The organism is Pseudomonas sp. App30 (genome assembly GCF_047947025.1).
In the GTDB taxonomy this organism is placed as follows: Bacteria; Pseudomonadota; Gammaproteobacteria; order Pseudomonadales; family Pseudomonadaceae; genus Aquipseudomonas.
This window is the reverse complement of the sequence record NZ_CP133165.1, coordinates 1,421,076-1,438,534: the sequence shown is the minus strand read 5'-3', so window position 1 is coordinate 1,438,534 and position 17,459 is coordinate 1,421,076. Positions and strand designations below refer to the sequence as shown.

General features: G+C 66.2%; 14 protein-coding genes. 4 read left to right on the top strand and 10 right to left on the bottom strand.

Annotated features, from left to right (window positions below):
* Positions 1–36: 36 nt before the first annotated feature.
* Positions 37–1,500 (bottom strand): D-alanyl-D-alanine carboxypeptidase/D-alanyl-D-alanine-endopeptidase, encoded by a 1,464-nt coding sequence (dacB, locus tag RAM80_RS06335; protein ID WP_416425373.1) that lies wholly within the window; start codon positions 1,498–1,500, stop codon positions 37–39.
* A 231-nt stretch (positions 1,501–1,731) separates the two neighbouring features.
* Here dacB and RAM80_RS06330 point away from each other — a divergent pair, with 231 nt between their 5' ends.
* The gene (locus RAM80_RS06330) at positions 1,732–2,076 is read left to right on the top strand and encodes a YggL family protein (protein WP_416425372.1); all 345 of its coding nucleotides are present in this window, start codon (positions 1,732–1,734) and stop codon (positions 2,074–2,076) included.
* 200 nt (positions 2,077–2,276) lie between these two features.
* On the opposite strand, the gene RAM80_RS06325 is transcribed toward RAM80_RS06330, so the two are convergent.
* The 5 genes from RAM80_RS06325 to RAM80_RS06305 form a co-directional block, all read right to left on the bottom strand.
* Positions 2,277–5,225: an HD domain-containing phosphohydrolase gene (locus RAM80_RS06325; protein WP_416427425.1), complete on the bottom strand. Its 2,949-nt coding sequence runs from the start codon at positions 5,223–5,225 to the stop codon at positions 2,277–2,279.
* A 132-nt stretch (positions 5,226–5,357) separates the two neighbouring features.
* A complete protein-coding gene (locus RAM80_RS06320; protein ID WP_416425371.1) occupies positions 5,358–8,927 on the bottom strand; it encodes a transporter substrate-binding domain-containing protein in 3,570 nt (1,189 codons plus the stop codon).
* Positions 8,924–9,550: a response regulator gene (locus tag RAM80_RS06315; RefSeq protein ID WP_416425370.1), complete on the bottom strand. Its 627-nt coding sequence runs from the start codon at positions 9,548–9,550 to the stop codon at positions 8,924–8,926. The genes RAM80_RS06320 and RAM80_RS06315 overlap by 4 nt, the downstream gene beginning before the upstream one ends.
* Before the next feature lie 454 nt (positions 9,551–10,004).
* A complete protein-coding gene (locus RAM80_RS06310) occupies positions 10,005–11,336 on the bottom strand; it encodes a deoxyguanosinetriphosphate triphosphohydrolase (RefSeq protein WP_416425369.1) in 1,332 nt (443 codons plus the stop codon).
* 69 nt (positions 11,337–11,405) lie between these two features.
* Positions 11,406–12,317, bottom strand: coding sequence for a DMT family transporter (locus tag RAM80_RS06305; protein ID WP_416425368.1), 912 nt, complete (start codon positions 12,315–12,317; stop codon positions 11,406–11,408).
* A 119-nt stretch (positions 12,318–12,436) separates the two neighbouring features.
* On the opposite strand from RAM80_RS06305, the gene RAM80_RS06300 reads away from it, so the two are divergent.
* Complete coding sequence (locus tag RAM80_RS06300; protein WP_416425367.1) at positions 12,437–13,243, top strand: helix-turn-helix domain-containing protein; 807 nt, start codon at positions 12,437–12,439, stop codon at positions 13,241–13,243.
* Between the two features lie 3 nt (positions 13,244–13,246).
* Here RAM80_RS06300 and RAM80_RS06295 read toward each other — a convergent pair whose 3' ends face one another.
* On the bottom strand, positions 13,247–13,681 hold the full coding sequence (locus RAM80_RS06295; protein WP_416425366.1) for a hypothetical protein: 435 nt from the start codon (positions 13,679–13,681) through the stop codon (positions 13,247–13,249).
* 112 nt (positions 13,682–13,793) lie between these two features.
* Positions 13,794–14,450: an ATPase gene (locus RAM80_RS06290; protein WP_416425365.1), complete on the bottom strand. Its 657-nt coding sequence runs from the start codon at positions 14,448–14,450 to the stop codon at positions 13,794–13,796.
* Between the two features lie 156 nt (positions 14,451–14,606).
* Here RAM80_RS06290 and RAM80_RS06285 point away from each other — a divergent pair, with 156 nt between their 5' ends.
* Positions 14,607–15,149 carry a glutathione peroxidase gene (locus RAM80_RS06285; protein ID WP_416425364.1) on the top strand — a complete coding sequence of 181 codons (543 nt, stop codon included), beginning with the start codon at positions 14,607–14,609 and terminating at the stop codon, positions 15,147–15,149.
* A 78-nt stretch (positions 15,150–15,227) separates the two neighbouring features.
* On the opposite strand, the gene RAM80_RS06280 is transcribed toward RAM80_RS06285, so the two are convergent.
* Together RAM80_RS06280 and RAM80_RS06275 are read right to left on the bottom strand one after the other, a co-directional pair.
* A complete protein-coding gene (locus RAM80_RS06280) occupies positions 15,228–15,437 on the bottom strand; it encodes a hypothetical protein (RefSeq protein WP_416425363.1) in 210 nt (69 codons plus the stop codon).
* A 103-nt stretch (positions 15,438–15,540) separates the two neighbouring features.
* Positions 15,541–16,161, bottom strand: coding sequence for a TetR family transcriptional regulator (locus RAM80_RS06275; RefSeq protein ID WP_416425362.1), 621 nt, complete (start codon positions 16,159–16,161; stop codon positions 15,541–15,543).
* A 153-nt stretch (positions 16,162–16,314) separates the two neighbouring features.
* On the opposite strand from RAM80_RS06275, the gene RAM80_RS06270 reads away from it, so the two are divergent.
* Positions 16,315–17,457 (top strand): efflux RND transporter periplasmic adaptor subunit, encoded by a 1,143-nt coding sequence (locus RAM80_RS06270; protein WP_416425361.1) that lies wholly within the window; start codon positions 16,315–16,317, stop codon positions 17,455–17,457.
* The last annotated feature ends 2 nt before the right edge of the window (positions 17,458–17,459 follow it).

Here is a 17,459-nt window from a genome sequence, read left to right as displayed (position 1 = left end):
GGAGTCAAGCGTAGCAGTGCGGCGCGTCGTTCAGAGTCAGGGGTTCAACGAAACGCCTTGGCTGGCGCCCTTGGGCTGGCGATACAGGTCCAGCAGCGCCTGGTCCAGCACCGAGGACGCGCCCCAGGGTTTCGGGTCATTGAGGATGGCGACGACTGCCCAGGTGTTGCCGTTGTCGTCGCGGCTGAAGCCGGCGATGGCGCGCACGGTGTTCAGGGTGCCGGTCTTGACGTGGCCTTCGCCGGCCAGCGCGGTGGTTTTCAGGCGCTTGCGCATGGTGCCGTCGGTGCCGATGATCGGCAGCGAGCTCATGAACTCGGCGGCGTAGGGGCTTTTCCAGGCCACTTGCAGCATGGTCGCCAGCTCGCGGGCGCTGACGCGCTCGCCACGGGACAGGCCCGAGCCGTTCTCCATCACCAGGTGGCTGGCGGGGATGCCCTTGCGCGCCATCCAGGCGCGAATCACGCGTTGGGCGGCCTTGGCGTCGTCAGCGTCGGCATCGGTGCGGTAGCGCGCGCCGATGGTCAGGAACAGCTGCTGGGCCATGGTGTTGTTGCTGTATTTGTTGATGTCGCGAATGATCTCCGCCAGGTCCGGCGAGAACGCCCGTGCCAGCAGCTTGGCATCCTTGGGCACCACGGCCTCGCGGTCGCGGCCGGCGATGCTGCCGCCCAGCTCGTTCCAGATGGCGCGCACGGCGCCGGCGGTGTAGGTGGGGTGGTCGAGCAGCGACAGGTAGGTCTGCGAGCTGCAGCCTTCGCCCAGGTTGCCGCTGACCACCACGCTGATGCCGTCCGGCGCGGTCACTGGGTTGTAGCGTACGTCGCCGCCGCAGTCCTTGCTGGCCAGGGCCTTGACCTGATTGTCGACGTGGATGCTGGCGATCGGCGGTTCCACCGACACCGACACCTTGCCGCCGTCGTTGCGGGCCACGAAGCGCAGGGCCTTGAGGTTGACCATCAGGGCGTCCGGGCGCACCAGGAACGGCGCGTTCTCGTCGCCGCCGTCGTCGTCGAACACCGGCAGGGTCGGCTGGATGAAGTAGCTGCGGTCCAGCACCAGGTCGCCGGTGACCTGCTGCACGCCGTTGGCGCGCAGGTCACGCATCAGCAGCCAGAGCTTTTCCATGTTCAGCTTGGGGTCGCCGCCGCCCTTGAGGTACAGGTTGCCGTGCAGCACGCCGTTGCTCAGGGTGCCGTCGGTGTAGAACTCGGTCTTCCACTGGTAGTTGGGACCCAGCAGTTCCAGGGCGGCGAAGGTGGTGATGGTCTTCATGGTGGAGGCCGGGTTCACCGACACGTCGGCGTTGAACACGGTGGGGGTGCCGGGGCCGTTGAGCGGCACCATCACCAGCGACAGCGAGTTGTCGCCGATCTTGCTGGTCTTCAACGCCTGGGCCACCTTGGGCGGCAGGGTGGTGTTCAGCGCGGCGGCGTGGGCGGGCAGTGCCAGGGGCAGCATGAGACCTGCGAGCAGAAGGGGGCGGAACGATTTGATCATGACGAAAAAGACCCTGCGGGCGAGGGGTGAAAAAAATGAGGGCAGGAAAAGATGAAGGCCCCCGGACATAAAAGTGTCGGCATTATGCCCCAAGGTTTTAGTGCGTTGGCCCGGGCTGACCGCTAATTCATGTTTTTTTCGACGCTTGGGCGGGTTTGGCCGCAGGAAACGGGGCAGGCGGCTGCCGAAACTGGTAAAGTGCCGCGCGTTAATACTCAAGAGGATTGTTTCATGGCCACTAACCGTTCCCGCCGTCTGCGCAAAAAACTCTGCGTGGATGAATTCCAGGAGCTGGGTTTCGAACTGAACCTGGGCTTCAAGGAAAACCTGGACGACCAGGCAATCGACGCTTTCCTCGACGCCTTCCTGGCTGAAGCCATGGACGCCAACGGCCTGGACTACGTCGGTACCGATGACGTGGGCCTGGTATGCACCGTTCAGCGTGGCTCGGTCAACGAAGAGCAACGCGCTGCCGTTGAAGCCTGGCTCAAGGGCCGCGACGAGCTGACCACCATTGAAGTCAGCCCGCTGCTGGACGCCTGGTACCCGGAAAAGCCGATCAACCCGGTCGCCTGATCCGAGTCAACGAAAAAGCCGCTGCCAGCCAGCGGCTTTTTTGTGCCTGGCGTTTGCCTGCCCTTGGCCGCGACGGGGTACACGCATTCGCGTAGCAGCTGCCGCAGGCTGCGTCCGGGTTCACCGCAGCGCCTTGGACGCGGCCTGCGGCCGCTGCTACAGGCGTTTTGCGTAGCAGCTGCCGCAGGCGGCGTCCGGGTTCACCGCGGCGTCTTGGATGCGGCCTTGGCCAAGATCTGCTCGATGTCGACGCTGTCCAGCTGCTGCGCCGGCAGGTATTCGCGGGCGTAGTCCAGGTACACGCCGCTGCGCAGGAACAGCTCGAACAGCTCCGGGTCAATGTGCGCGTCGCGGCACATGAAGGCCATGATGTTCAGCGCCTCGCCCAGGGTCTTGCCCTTTTTGTAGGGGCGGTCGGCCGCGGTCAGGGCTTCGAAGATGTCGGCGATGGCCATGACCCGCGCCGGCAGGCTCATCTGCTCGCGGGTGAGGCCGCGCGGGTAGCCGCTGCCGTCCATTTTCTCGTGGTGCCCGCCGGCCATTTCCACCACGTGCTGCAGGTGGCTGGGGAAGGGCAGGCGGCCGAGCATGAGGATGGTCTGCACCATGTGGTGGTTGATGATGTAGCGCTCCTCGGCAGTCAGCGTGCCGCGGCCGATGCTCAGGTTGTACAGTTCGCCGCGGTTGAACTTGTAGGCCGGCACCTGCATGTTGAAGCCCCAGGGGTTGTCGGCGGGCATGCGTTCGCTTTCCGGGCGCTCGAACAGGTGCTCGGGGCGGTCGGCCAGCAGCGTCTCGCGTACCGGCAGCACAGGCGCCGGGCTGCGCGCCTGGCGGTGGTTTTCTTCCCAGGACACGCCCAGGCGGTCGTCCAGGGTGCGCAACCAGCTGCGCTGGGCGATGCGCGCCAGGCGTTCCAGGCTGGCGGCGTCCATGAACTCACCGCCCAGGTTGCAGCGGGCGACGAAGGCGAAGTCGTCGTCCAGCGCCTGCAGCTCGGCATCGCGGGCGCTGGCCAGCGCGGGTTCGTCGCCGCCCTCGGCGCGTTGCTGCCAGTAGCTGATCCAGGCATCGCGCTTGAGCACCTCGAAGCGGGTGCGGATCTCGTGGATGCGGTCGTACAGGGTCTCCAGCTTGGTGGCCTTGTCCACCACGTACTCGGGCGTGGTGACCTTGCCGCAGTCGTGCAGCCAGGCGGCGATGTGCAGCGCCTCCCACTCTTCCTCGCTGGGCTGGTAGGCGGCGAACGGCTCGGCCTGGCTGTCGGCGGCGGCGCGGGCGAGCATCTTGGTCAGCACCGGCACGCGCTGGCAGTGGCCGCCGGTGTAGGGGCTCTTGGCGTCGATGGCGCCGGCGATGATCTGGATGAACGCGTCGAGCAACTGCTGCTGGTGCACCTGCTGGCGCTGGCCCTCGATGCTGGCGGCGGCCACCCCCGACACGGCCTGGATGAAGGCGATGCGGTCGGGGCTGAACTTGGCCAGGTCGCTGCGGCTGCCGGTGTCGCGGTGCAGCAGCACCAGCACGCCGATGGTCTCGCCGCGGCGGTTGTGCAGGCGCACGCTGATCAGGTCCAGGCGCGGGCTGTCGAGCTTGAGCATGACCTGCTTGAGCTCGCCGGCCTGGTCGAAGCCGATGGAGGTCACCACGCTGTCGCGCTCGCTGCCCAGGGTGCGCAGCCATTCGGGGGTGTCGTCGGCGGCAAGGGCGTGGGCGCCGAGGCCGTAGTTGGCCAGGTTGCGGCGCTTGTCGTTGATGATCAGGCCGCTGGGACGCACCTCGCCGCTGGCGCTGTCATACAGGTAGATGATGCCGGCCTGGGCGCTGCTCAGGCTCACGGTTTCCTGCAGCACGCGCTTGAGCAGCGGCTCGAAGCGGGTCTCGGCGGACAGGCTGGCGGTGATCTCGAAGAAGCTGGCCAGGGTCTGCTTCATGCGGTGCATGGAATCGGTCAGTTGGTCCACCTCCAGCACCGGCGAGCGGCGCGGCGGCGGGCGCTTGAAATCGAAGCGGCGGATGGCGTCGGCTTCCTTGACCAGCGCGTACAGCGGTTTCACCAGCAACCGCGAGGTCAGCCAGCCCACCGGCAGGCACAGCAGCAGAATCGTCAGGGTTACCAGCGCGCCCTGCCAGCGTAGGCGATAGGCGTCGGCCAGCAGCTCGTCCTCGGGCACCAGCAGGGCCAGTTGCAGGCCGTCGGGCGCACCCTGGTCGATGCTGCTGCGCGCCACCACCCAGTCGCGGCCACTGGCGTGCAGGCGATTGCCGGTGCCGCTGCCGTTGGCCAGCAACGCCGCCAGGGCCGGGTCCAGGTCGGCGACCTTGACCAGCTGGGCGGTGCCGCTCTGGGTGATCAGGCGCTGGTTGTCGGGGTAGGCGACGGCGTTGCCTTCATGGTCGAACAGCGCGATCTGGGTGTGCGGCGTGACCCGGTGCTTGGCCAGGGTGGCGCTGAGGTCGTCCAGGGTCAGGTCGGCGCCGATCACCGCGTGGTCGTTGACCCGCAGCGCCAGGGTGGTGCCCACGGCGTGGCTGGAGAAAAACACGTAGGGGTCGGTGGTGATCTGCGCGCGGTCGGTCAGCGCCCGGCCAAACCAGTCGCGGCTGCGCGGGTCGTACGGGTCGTCGGCGATGTCGTGGCGGCTGATCAGGTTCAGCGCGCGGTCGAACATCAGTGACTGCGAGTGGGTGGCGCCGGTGCCGTCGTGCTCGATGCTCCACACCTGGTACAGGGCGTCGGGCGGGGCGGCGAAGTGCTGGCGCAGGGTGTCGGTGCGCAGCGGCCGCACCATGAAGAAGTCGCCGTTGCCGTAGCCGATGTACAGCGACGCCAGGTTGGGGTTGTCGACCAGCGACTGGGCCATGGGCTCGAGCAGCGCCAGGCGCTGTTCCAGGGTGGGCGTCTGCGCCGCGTCGTTGAGGGCCAGCAGGCTGAGCAGGTGGCGGATCGGCAGGTAGGTGTGGTCGATGTCCAGGCGCACGTCCTGGTCGATGCGCGAGAACAGCGCCTGGCTGCTGGCCAGGATGATCTGCGAGGTTTGCCGGTAGTTGAACAGGCCCAGCACGGTGCCGGTCAGCACCAGCAGCAGGGTGAACATGGCGCTGATGTGCACGTGCAGCGGGAAGCGGCGGTCTGTGAGCCTGGGCATCATGAATCACTCCTTGAGGATGCGTGCACCGCGTGCCCGGCAGCCGAGGCACGGCGGTGTGCAGAGCCTGATCACCGCAGCCCTTGCGAGCCGATAATGGCGAACCGGATAACGCTTTACAAGCCCGGCGCGTCAGCGCTGTGACGGGTTGGCCAAATGGTGCGCGAGGGCCTTTTCGAGCATGTCCATGGCCCGTATCACCTGGTTCGGCGAAACGTGCGGGTCGCGGTGCTTGCACGCCGCTTCCAGGGCTTCGCAGGCCTGGGTGAGGGCGCTGGCGGCAACAATTCGCGCGGCGCCCTTGATGCGGTGCGCCAGGTCGAACAGCGCGGCGTTGCCCTTGGCGGCCAGCAGGGCCTCGCGGTCGTCGATGCAGCTGCGCCGCACCTGCTCGAGCAGGCGCCGCTCCATGGCAGGGTCGCCGCCAGTCAGGGAAGCCAGTTGGCTCAGGTCGATGATGTGGTCTCGGGCGTTCACGGTCATGGTTTCCAGTGCGTGGGAAAGGTCGGTGAGGCTGATGGGCTTGAACAGGCAGTCATCCATGCCGGCGGCCAGGCAGCGTTCGCGCTCCTGGTGCTGGGCGCTGGCGGTGTAGCCCAGGATCACCCGCGGGTGCTGGCCGTGGCTCTGCTCGTGCTGGCGCAGGCGCCGGGTCAGCTCGTAGCCGTCCATGCCGGGCATGTTGCAGTCCACCAGCAGCACGTCGAACGCGCTGGCCAGGGCGGCCTGCAGGCCGGCTTCGCCGTTGTCGGCGGTGGTGGCGCTCAGGCCCAGGAAGTCCAGCTGCTGGGTCATCAGCAGGCGGTTGGCGGGGTGGTCGTCCACCACCAGCACGCGCAGGCCGTGCAGTTGGGCGGCCGGTGCCGGGGTAGGTGCCGGGGCGCTGGCCAGCGCGGGCAGCTGTTCGGCCACCAGGGTCAGGCGCACCTGGGTGCCCTGGCCTGGCTGGCTGTCGAGGGTGAGGCTGGCGCCCATCAGCTCGCCGAGGCTCTTGCTGATCATCAGCCCCAGGCCGGTGCCGCTGCGGGCCCGGCGGCTGCCGGGGTCCACCTGCACGAAGGGCTGGAACAGCCGCTCCAGGTCGGCGGCGGCGATGCCGATGCCGGTGTCGCTGACCAGCACCTGCACCTGGCGGGTGCCGGGGCGGGGGCCGGGGTCCATGCGCAAGTCGATGGTCACCTGGCCGCGGTCGGTGAACTTGATGGCGTTGCTCACCAGGTTCGACAGCACCTGCTTGAAGCGCAGCGGGTCGAGGGTGACATCCGGCTGCTCGCCCGCCGGCACCTGCACCAACAGTTGCAGGCCCTTGTCGCGTGCCAGGCCCTCGAACACCCGCGCCACGTCGCTGACCAGGCGCATGGGCTGGGCGCGCGCAAGGTTGAGCTCCAGGTGCCCGGCCTCGATGCGCGACACGTCGAGAATGTCGCCGATCAGCGCCAGCAGGTCACGGGCCGAACCGTAGGCCACCTCGATGGCGCCGCGGTCCAGCTGGTTGTGCTCGGCGCGGCGCAACGCCAGCTCCAGCATGCCGATCAGGGCATTCATGGGCGTGCGGATTTCGTGGCTCATGGTGGTCAGGAAGGTGCTCTTGGCACGGTTGGCCTGGTCGGCCTGGTCCTTGGCCTGGCTCAGGTCGTCGAGCAGTTGGCGGCGCTCGCTGATGTCTATCCAGCCGCCGATCACGCCTTGTACCTGGCCTGCCGAATCGCGGTACGGCAGTATCCAGTGGTAGATGCTCAGGGTGCGTTCGCCCAGGCGCAGCGGCCGGTCCATCAGCAACGGCTCGCCCTGGGCCATCACCTGCAGGTAGTCGAGCTGGTAGGCCCGGGCCTGCTCGGCGTCCAGCAGCACGCCTTGCTCCACGGTCTTGCCGATGACGTCTTCACGCCGGGCGTCGAAGGTCTGCAGGTAGCTGTCGTTGCAACTGAGCAGGCGCCCGTCGCGGTCGCGCACGTAGATGGGGTGCGGGGTGCCGTCGACCAGCGCGCGCATGAACTGGAACTGGTCGCCCAAGGCCCGTTCAGCGGCCACGCGCTGGCGGATCTGCCGGCGCATGTAGAGAATCCACAGCATGGACAGGGCCAGCAGCCCACCCGCCGCCGCGACAATCTGCAGGATCAGGCGGTGGTAGTTGCGCCAGTAGCCGTTGCCGGCCGGCTGCGCGTTGCGCCAGCGCGCGGTGATGGCGGTCATCTCCGCCGGGCCGATGCCCAGCAGGGCCTTGTCGAGGATGCTGCCCAGTTCGTGCGCGTCCAGTGCCGTAGCCAGGCTGAAGGTGGCGGGCACCGTGCCGACGGTGCTGCGCATGGCCAGGCGGTCCTGAAACAGCGGCGAGGCCAGCAGGTGACGGGCCACCACCAGGGCGCTGACCGCGGCCTCGGCCTGCCCCTGGGCCAGCAGGTCGAGGCTGCTAAAGGCGTCGTCGGTCTGCACCAGGCTGGCCTGCGGGTAATGCTGGTGCAGCCAGGGCACCAGCGGGTTGCCGCGGGTAATGGCCAGGCGCCCGGTGAAGGCGCCCAGCTCAAAGGGGCCCTTGGCATTGGCGGGCGTCACCAGCACATAGGAATTGCTCAGGTACGGACGGCTGAACTGCACGGCCTGCTCGCGCTCGTCACTGGGGATGATGGCGGCGATGATGTCGGCGCGGCCCTGGCGCACCCGCTCGAGCATGTCACCCACGCCGGTGGCACGCTGGATCTCGAACTGCAGCCCGGTGCGCAGGCGGATCAGTTCCAGGACGTCGGCGCTGATGCCGCGCAGGTTGCCGTGGCGGTCGAAAAAAGTCAGCGGTGCGAAGGATTCATCCACCACCACCCGCACGCTGGGGTGGGCCGCCAGCCAGCGCTCCTCGCGGGGGCTGAGCTGCAGCTTGCGGTCGGTGAGCAGCAGGTCGCTGGCTCCGCTCCAGCGCTGGAAAATGCTTTGGCGCTGCTCCAGGCTGATGGCGGCCAGGGCGCTGTTGACCTGGTTTCGCAGCGTTTGGTCGTTGCCGCGCAAGGCGAAGCTGAAGCCCGTGGGTTCGTCGCGGCTGAAGTTGGCCATGCGCAGGTTGTTCAGCAGCCCCTGGTCCATCTGGTAGTGGGTGGAGATGGTATCGCCCAGGAACACGTCCGCCTGCTCGAACGACACCGCGTTCAGGGCGTTCTGGTAGGAGGGGAAATACTGCACCTGGGCCTTGGGGTAATGCGCCTGGATGTAGCTGGCCGGCAGGTAGTGGTTGACCACGCTCAGGCGCCGCCCCGCCAACTGTTCGTCCAGCGGGCGGTCGTCGTCCACGCGGGTCACCAGCACCGGGCGGTCCAGCGCGTAGGCGGTGGACAGCGCCAGCCCGCTGCGGACCGCTTCGTAGCCGTTGGCGCTGGCCAGCAGGTCGATGCGCCCTTCGCTTAGCGCCTGGATGGCCTGCTCGCGGCTGGAGTAGCGCTGCACCGTCAGCGGGCGGCGCAGGCCCTGGGCCACCAGGGCGGCGTAGTCGGCGCTCAGCCCTTGGTATTCCTGGGCGTTGCTGATATCGAACGGTGGGTAGTCAGGGGCGGACACACCCAGGCGCAGGGGCGTCCCCTCGTTGTTAGGCAGCGCAGGCCCCAGGCGCACGTCATTGTGATCGAGCAGCACCAGCCGTTGGGTGTCCTGCGCCGCAGCCCCGGTGGCGAGGCAGCACAACATGCCGATCACGGCCAGGCGACGGGGCAGGGCATTCATACCAGGTAATTACGCTTGGCAATATCGATCAGGTCGACGAGCGAGGCCACCTGCAGTTTTTGCATCAGGCGCTTTTTATAAGTGCTGACGGTCTTGTTGCTGAGGAACATGCCTTTCGCGATTTCCTTGTTGGAGTGGCCCTGGGCAAAAAGTTGCAGCACCATCAACTCGCGGTCGTTCACCCCCTTGAATAATTCAATTTCGTCGCGCTGGCCTTCTTCGACCTTGGGTGAACTGAGCACGGTGCTGGGGAAATAACTGTACCCGGTCATGACGGCGGCCACGGCGCTTTTCAATTCCGCCAGCGCCTCGCGCTTGCACACGTAGCCGGCAGCCCCCGACTGCATGCAGCGGTGGGTGAACAGCGGCGGGGTCTGGGCGGTGAGCACCAGGATCCGCGAGCCGATGTTCATGGTCTGGAAGCGCGCCAGCACTTCAAGGCCGTCCAGCCTTGGAATACTGATGTCGAGGATGATCAGGTCCGGCGGGTTCTCGCGGATCATCTGCATGGCATCGACGCCGTTGTTGCATTCACCGATCACGGTGTAGCCCTGCTTTTCCAGGATAAAGCGAACGGCGAGGCGTATGACCGGGTGGTCGTCAACTATAAAGGCAGTGCTCATATATAACTTCCCATACAGGCGATGAAGAAAAGGCGCACATTAGCCCAGTTGCTGGGGGTGGCATATAAGCAACCACGCCATCCGCGCTATATAGGAAATTTCCTACAGAGATTGAAGTTTTAGGATACGCCAGTTTATGAGTTTGTGAAGTGTCAAGGGCGTCATTGGTTCGTCTTGTTGCAGTTTGAAAGTATGTATTTAGGGGTGGTTGTGATGATAATTAATATACGGCTTTAATGCTTCTTACACTGTTTGGGTAACTTTCCTTACAGGTGCAGATGATTATTCCCCTAACCGGCAGTTGGTGGGGAGCAGACGATTCCGAAAGTCTTGTAGGCTTTTTCCGAGCCACCCAGCCCTGAGCAGCTGCCGCCAGGCGGCGTCCGGTGCCCGCAGCTGCACCGCAGGGACCGTGACGCGGCCTGGCGGCCGCTGCTACGGTGGGCCCCCAGGTTTACAGCGGTGCGGAGCGGCCGGTCATCTCCCGGGCCATTTCGCTGGCGTAGCTGTCGGTCATGCCGGCGATGAAGTCGATCATGCGCATGAACGAGCCATGCAGCGAGCCCGCCGGGTCGGGGGCGCTGTTGCCCAGCAGGTCGAGGATGCGCCGGTTCTTGAACGACGGGGTCTTGCCGCCATGCTGCTCCAGCGCTGCGCCACACAGGGCGTTGAGGAGGATTTCCAGGGTGGTGTAGGCGCCGATTTCCTGCAGGGTCTTGCGCTTGTCCTGGAAGATCTTCTTGCGCGCCATGTCCTTGGCGCTGAGCACGCAGCGCTTGGCCGGGCCATGCATGTGCTCCACCAGGTCGCCGTGCAAGGTGCCGGCCAGCAGCGCGTCCTGCTGCTCGACGAAGGCGCGCGCGGCGGCGTTGGTCAGGTGCTCGATGGCCTTGCCGCGCAGGATCGCCAGCTTGCGCCGGCGCGAGTCCTCGCGGCCCAGCTGGCGGTAGGTCTCCGGCAGGTCGTCGCCCACCAGCCCCAGCAGCAGCGACTCCACCTCGGCGTAGTCCAGCAATTCCATCTCCAGGCCGTCTTCCAGGTCGATCAGCGCGTAGCAGATGTCGTCCGCGGCCTCCATCAGGTACACCAGCGGGTGGCGCGCCCAGCGCTGTTCTTCCAGCTGCGGCAGGCCCAGCTTGTGGGCGATCTGCTCCAGTAGCGGCAGTTCGCTCTGGTAGCAGCCAAACTTGTGCTTCTTGTAGCCCAGGGAGTCGGCGTGGCGCGCGGTCCAGGGGTACTTGAGGTAGGTGCCCAGGGAGGCATAGGTCAGGCGCATGCCGCCGTCGAACTGGTGGTATTCCAGCTGGGTGAGCACGCGGAAGCCCTGGGCGTTGCCTTCGAAGTTGAGGAAGTCCTGCTGCTGCGCCGCGGTCATGCCGTCCAGCCAGCCGCGCCCGGCGGCCTGCTGGAACCAGTGGCGAATGGCGTCTTCGCCGGAGTGGCCGAAGGGCGGGTTGCCGATGTCGTGGGCCAGGCACGCCGACTGCACCACCATGCCCAGGTCACTGGGCTCGCACCAGGCCGGCAGGCGCTCGCGCAGGGTCTCGCCCACGCGCATGCCCAGGGAGCGGCCCACGCAGCTGACTTCCAGCGAGTGGGTCAGACGCGTGTGGATGTGGTCGTTGCTGGTGACCGGGTGCACCTGGGTCTTGCGCCCCAGGCGGCGGAAGGCGCCCGAGAAGATGACCCGGTCGTGGTCCTTGTGGAAGGGGCTGCGGCCCAGTTCCTCGGGGCTGTGGAGGATCTTGCCAAGGCGTTCGCGGTTGAGCAGGGTAGGCCAATCCAAGGCGGTTTCTCCTGAAAGCATGGTTGGCCTTGAGCTTCGGGGTTTATCGCGCGCGCTGCAAGCCCCGTGTCAGGCTTTCGCAGCCCTGGCCTGGCGCTGGCTGAACCACTCATAGCCGCTGACGCAGAGGATGCCGGCGGTGACCAGCGCCGCGCCGACCAGGAAGTTGGCCTCCAGCGGCTCGTCCAGCAGCCATACGCCGAAGCCGATGCCGTACAGCGGCGTAAGGAACGCCAGCACTCCCAGGCGCGAGGCCAGGTAGTTGCGCAGCAGCCAGAACCAGGCGAGCAGGCTGGCGAACGACATCACCAGCACCTGGTAGGTCAGGTTGGCGATGACCGTGGGGGTGACGTTGACGCTGGCCTGGTGCAGCACCAGTGCCGCGGCCACCAGCAGCACGCAGGCGCCCACCAGTTGATAAAGCAGGGTCTGGCTGGCCGGCGCGCTGGACAGCCGCGTGGTGCGCACCACCACCGTGGTGGCGCCCCAGGCCGCGCCCGCGGCCAGGCCCAGGGCGTCACCGAGCAGGGTGCTGGCGCCGCCATGGCCGCTGAACGCTACCACGATACCCAGGAACGCCACGGCGATGCCGCCCCATTGCGCCGGTTTCAGGCGCTCGGCGGGCAGCTTCCAGTGCAGGCCCAGGGCGGCGAAGATGGGCGAGGTGTAGAGGAAAATCACCATGTGCGAGGCGCTGGTGTGGCGCAGGCCTTCGCCCACCAGCAGGTATTCCAGGCCGAACAGGCCGCCGATGGCCAGGCCCGGCAGCCACGCGGTCTGCCCGGCCTTGGGCTGTTCGCGGCGCCAGAACATCACGGCGGCCACCAGCAGCGCGGCCACGCCGGAGCGCACGCCAATCTGCAGGATGGGCGCGATGTCGCTGGCAATCGCCTTGATGGCCACCTGCTGCAAGCCCCAGATCGCGCACAATACCAGCATCATGCCGCTGGCCCGGCCGTCCAGCGCGCTGCGCTGTTGCATGGAGTTTCCCCTGTCGTCGGAAGTAGTGGTGGGCATTATGAGGCTGGCGGGTTTTATTGATATAGTTTTTATCTGACAGCCTATAGCTGTACTCCGCCACGTCTTGCCAGGTTGCCACCATGAAGCGCGACATCGCCCAACACCTGCAGCTGGCGCCGTTCGACTACGCGTTGCCGGCGCCGGTGTTTTTCCGCACCGCGTGCATGCCGGCGCACGCCACCTACCCGCGGCATAGCCACGCCTGGGGGGAGTTCGTCTATTCGTTCAGCGGCGTGATGGAAATCGAGATCGACAACCACCACTACCTGGCGCCGCCGCAGTACGGCATCTGGCTGCCGCCGGACGTCGAGCACATGGGCTTCAACCGCCACGAGGCCTGCCATTGCTCGGTGTACGTGGCGCCGCAGCTGTGCGCGCGGATGCCGGTGCGGCATTGCGCGCTGACGTTGGGGCCGCTGGTTCGCGCGCTGCTGGAGGAGTTGCGCCATGAGCCGCCGGGCTTGCCGCAGACCCCCGAGCAGGAGCGCCTGCTGCAGGTGCTGGTCGACCGCCTGGCTCGCGCGCCCCATGCCGGCAGCTACCTGCCCGGTTCCAGCGACGCGCTGCTGGGCCCGGTGCTGCGGGCGCTGGAAGCCAACCCGGCGGACCCGCGCTCGCTGCCGGAACTGGCGCGCACGGTGAACACCACCGAGCGCACCCTGGTGCGGCGCTGCCAGCGTGACCTGGGAATGACGTTCGCGGAATGGCGCCAGCGCCTCAAGGTGGTGGAGGCGCTGGCGCAACTGGAGCAGGGCCACACCGTGGAAGCCATCGGCCTGGACCTGGGCTACAGCAGCGCCTCGGCGTTCATCAGCATGTTCCGGCGCATGACCGGCTCCACCCCGGACGAATACCGCAAGGGCAACGCCCCGGGGCTGCTGACCTAGCCGCTACGGATTGGCGACGACCAGGGCCTTCAGCGAGGCGTCGAACTGGGCGTCCGGAGCGTGCAGCTGAGTGATATAGGTCAGGTTGGCGTCGAAGAACTGCGCCTGCACCAGGCCGCCGCTGCGGGACGCGGTCTTGAGCACCACGATCACCTGTGGGCGGGCCATCATCACCCGGTCCAGGCTGGGGTAGAACTGCACCGAGGCAAACTGCTGCTGCAGCGACCCCCGCACCGCTTCCAACGCCTTGCGGGTAGCGACGTCGTGGTGCATCAGGGCCGCCTGGGTGGTTTCGTTGAGAATCACCCCCACCGATTGCGAATGCTGCAACGCCACGTTCGACACCTGCGTCGCCGGCCTGAACATGCCTTCGTCGGCGGCCATGGCAGTGCCAGTGGCCAGGACGAGGGCGAGCAGGGCGGCGAGGGGACCTTTCATGGCATGTACTCCTGGAATGCTTGGGTGTGAGGCCATGGTGAACCTGATCGCCGGGTCAGGGAACCTGTGATTGTCAATGGTCGCTATTGACCAGGGTGATGACCGGCAACGGCTACGGGTTGCTGGCCACCAACGCCTTCAGCGAGGCATCGAAGCGTTGCAGCGCGTTGACCTGCACCTGGCGCTGGGCGTTCACCTGGTCGGCGATTTCCGGCGCACGCTTGGTGTGGGTCCACACCGGGGTCATGTTGCGGCCGTCCATGCCGCGCGCCTCGCCAATGTAGGTGAGGTTGGCGTCATAGAACTGCGCGCGCACGCTGGCCTGCACGTCGGAGCTGCGTTCGGTGGCCAGGGTGCTGCGGGTGTCCAGCACCATGATCACCTCCGGCCTGGCTGCCATGGCTGCATCCAGGTTGGGGTAGAACGCCACCGAGGCAAACTGTTGCTGCAGCGAACTGCGCACGGTGTCGATGGCCAGGCGTGGGTTGGAGCTGTCGATATAGGCCTGCTGGATCGGCGCCTGCAGCTGGTTCTGTTCCAGGCCGTTGCGGGCCTGGGCGTTGTAGGCGGCGAGGTAAGCGAGGTCGGCCTGGGTGTTGGCGTTGAAGATCACTGCCACGCGTTGCGAGTGCTTGAGGGTGAGGGTGGACACCTGGGTGGCCGGTCGCAGCATGCCGTCGGGGTTGTCACTGTAGCGCGGGGCGCCGGGGACCGAGCAACCGGCCAGGGTGATGACAAGGGCGAGCAGGGCAGCGCTTTGACCTTTCATGATGCGTGACTCCCAGGGCTTCATCAGGTGCAATCATGGTGAACCTGATTCCCGGGTCAGGGAACATGTCGTTATTGATGGTTGCTATCAACCAGGATGATGGCCAGTGGCAGTGGTAGAGTCTATGCACCGCCCACCTGTCTCAGGAGCCCTGTCATGAGTAACGTTCAATCCATTCCCGTCACCGCCATCGACGGCCAGCCACAGACCCTCAAGGCCTATGCCGGCAAGGTACTGCTGGTGGTCAACGTCGCCTCCAAGTGCGGCCTGACCCCGCAGTACGAAGGCCTGGAAAAGCTCTATGAAGCCCACCGCGCACAGGGCCTGGAAGTGCTGGGCTTTCCCGCCAACAATTTCAAGGCCCAGGAGCCGGGCACTGATGAAGAGATCAAGGCGTTCTGCAGCCTGACCTATGACGTGCAGTTCCCGCTGTTCTCGAAGATCTCGGTGGCCGGCGACGACAAGCACCCGCTGTACCAGGCGCTGACCCAGGCCATTCCCGCCGCCACCGGCGAGGGCCCGTGGCGCGAGCGCCTGACCGGCAAGGGCATCCCGGTGAACCCGGTGCCGGAGGTGCAGTGGAATTTCGAGAAGTTCCTGGTCAGCCGCACCGGCGAGGTGGTCGGGCGTTTTGCCCCGGATGTGGCGGCGGATGATCCGCGCTTGCTGCAGGCCATCGAGGCCCAGCTGGCGGTGTGAAGTTTTTTGTGGGAGCTGGCTTGCCAGCGAGCTTTTGGTGGGCCCAAAAAACTCGCTGGCAAGCCAGCTCCCACAACTTCAAGCGCCGCGCCGCACATCGCAGCGGTAAAAAATGGTCGGGTCGGCCTGCGCCTTGTTCAGTTCGCCCGCCCGCGCCGCGCACTTCTGCGCCCGGGCTTCGTCATTGAGGAACTTGGGCGCCATCCACAGAAACTGGGCAGGCATGCAATTGTCGTGGGCCGGCGTCGTGCAAACCACTGCATTGAGAAAAAAGGCCGGAAGGTTCATCGCTCACTCCTTGTGATACTGGCAACCCCTGAGAACCGCTCTAGCCCGCAGGGTTCAAGAATTTCGTGTAGCACTGGGTACGACGCCGCTTACCGTCCTGACATCACGTCGCCGGTGCCAGCAGCCGCAACATCGCATCGGCCAGCCGCGGCGCCTCCACCTTCAAGGCGTAGCTGTCGGGGTTGAGCAGCCAATGGCTGATGGTGCCTTCCACGCAGGCAATCAGGCTGCTGGCCGCCAGGGGCAGGGGCGTGCCGGGCGCCAGTTGGCCCTTGAGCCTGGCCTCTTCAAGCAACCCTTCCAGCTTGCGCTGCGCCTCGCGCTGGCGCGCGCAACGCTGCGCACGCAAATCGCAACTCTCCACAGTCAGTTCACATTTGTGCAATAGGATTTCAAATATCCGCTGGGTCCGGGCGTCGCTGGCCACTCGCTGCAGCAGCGCCACCAGCAGGGTCCGCAGGCAACCCAGGGGGTTGTCGCGGCGGGTATCGGCCGAAGCAGCCAGCAGGTGGTCGATGGGTTCGTCCAGCGAATCCAGCAGGGCCTGCACCAGGCCGGCCTTGTCCTTGAAGTGCCAGTAGATGGCACCGCGGGACAGCCCCGCGTGCTGGGCAATGTCCAGCATCGAGGTGGTGGCCAGGCCTTTCTCATGGAAGACGCATTCCGCAGCGTCAAGGATCTGCGCACGGGTGAGGAGCGCTTCTTCCCGGGTTTTGCGAACCATTAAAAATTCCTCATGTTCGCTGCATCTTTATGTTTTTTCGACACAAAACGCTGCTCTGTAGTGATTTTGATTCGGATTCGTACTTTACATACGTTCATGGATGTAAGTATATTTGTTAGCAAGCTATCTATCTAGTCGCAACGAGGACCTTTCATGAAACTCAAGCCTTGCGTGACCACACTGGTCTCGGCGGCGGCCCTTGCCTGCCTGCTCGCCGGCTGTAACAAAGAGGCGGCCGCACCCGCCCAGCAGACGCCCCAGGTCGGCGTGGTGACCCTTCACCCGCAGCCCTACGCCCTGACCACCGAAGTGCCCGGCCGCGTCACCGCGTTCCGCGTCGCCGAAGTGCGCCCGCAGGTTGATGGGGTCATCCTCAAGCGACTGTTCAAGGAGGGCAGCGACGTCAAGGCCGGGGAGCAGCTGTACCAGATCGACCCGTCGGTGTACGAGGCCACCCTGGCCAGCGCCAAGGCCAGCCTGGCCTCGGCCAAGTCCCTGGCCGACCGCTACCAGCAACTGATCGCCGAGCAGGCCGTCAGCCGCCAGGAATACGACAACGCCAAGGCCACCGAGCTGCAGGACGAAGCCGCGCTGATGACCGCGCAGATCAACATGCGCTACACCAAGGTGCTGGCGCCGATCGATGGCCGCATCGGCCGCTCCAGCGTCACCGAAGGTGCGTTGGTGACCAGCGCCCAGACCGACGCCATGGCCACCATCCAGCAGCTGGATCCCATCTACGTCGACGTCACCGAGTCCTCGGCCAACCTGCTGAAACTGCGTAAGGAGCTGGCCAGCGGGCAACTGCAGAAGGCCGGCGACAACGCCGCCAAGGTCAAGCTGACCCTGGAAGACGGCAGCAGCTTCAACCAGGACGGCACCCTGGAATTCTCCGAAGTGTCGGTGGATGAAAGCACCGGCTCGGTGACCCTGCGTGCCAAGTTCGCCAACCCCGACCACACCCTGCTGCCGGGCATGTTCGTGCATGCGCAGCTGCAGGCCGGCGTCGCCGCCACCGCCATCCTGGCGCCACAGCAGGGCGTGACCCACGACCTCAAGGGCACGCCGACCGCGCTGGTGGTGAATGCCGACAACAAGGTCGAGCTGCGTGAACTGAAGGCCGACCGCACCGCCGGCAACGACTGGCTGATCCAGGACGGCCTGCACGACGGCGACCGCATCATCACCGAGGGGCTGCAGTACGTGCACCCGGGTGACACGGTGAAAGTCACCGCGGCCAGCAACGTCGAGGCCCCGGCGAACGCCCAGGCCAGCGTCGCGGCGAAAGGGGAGTAACC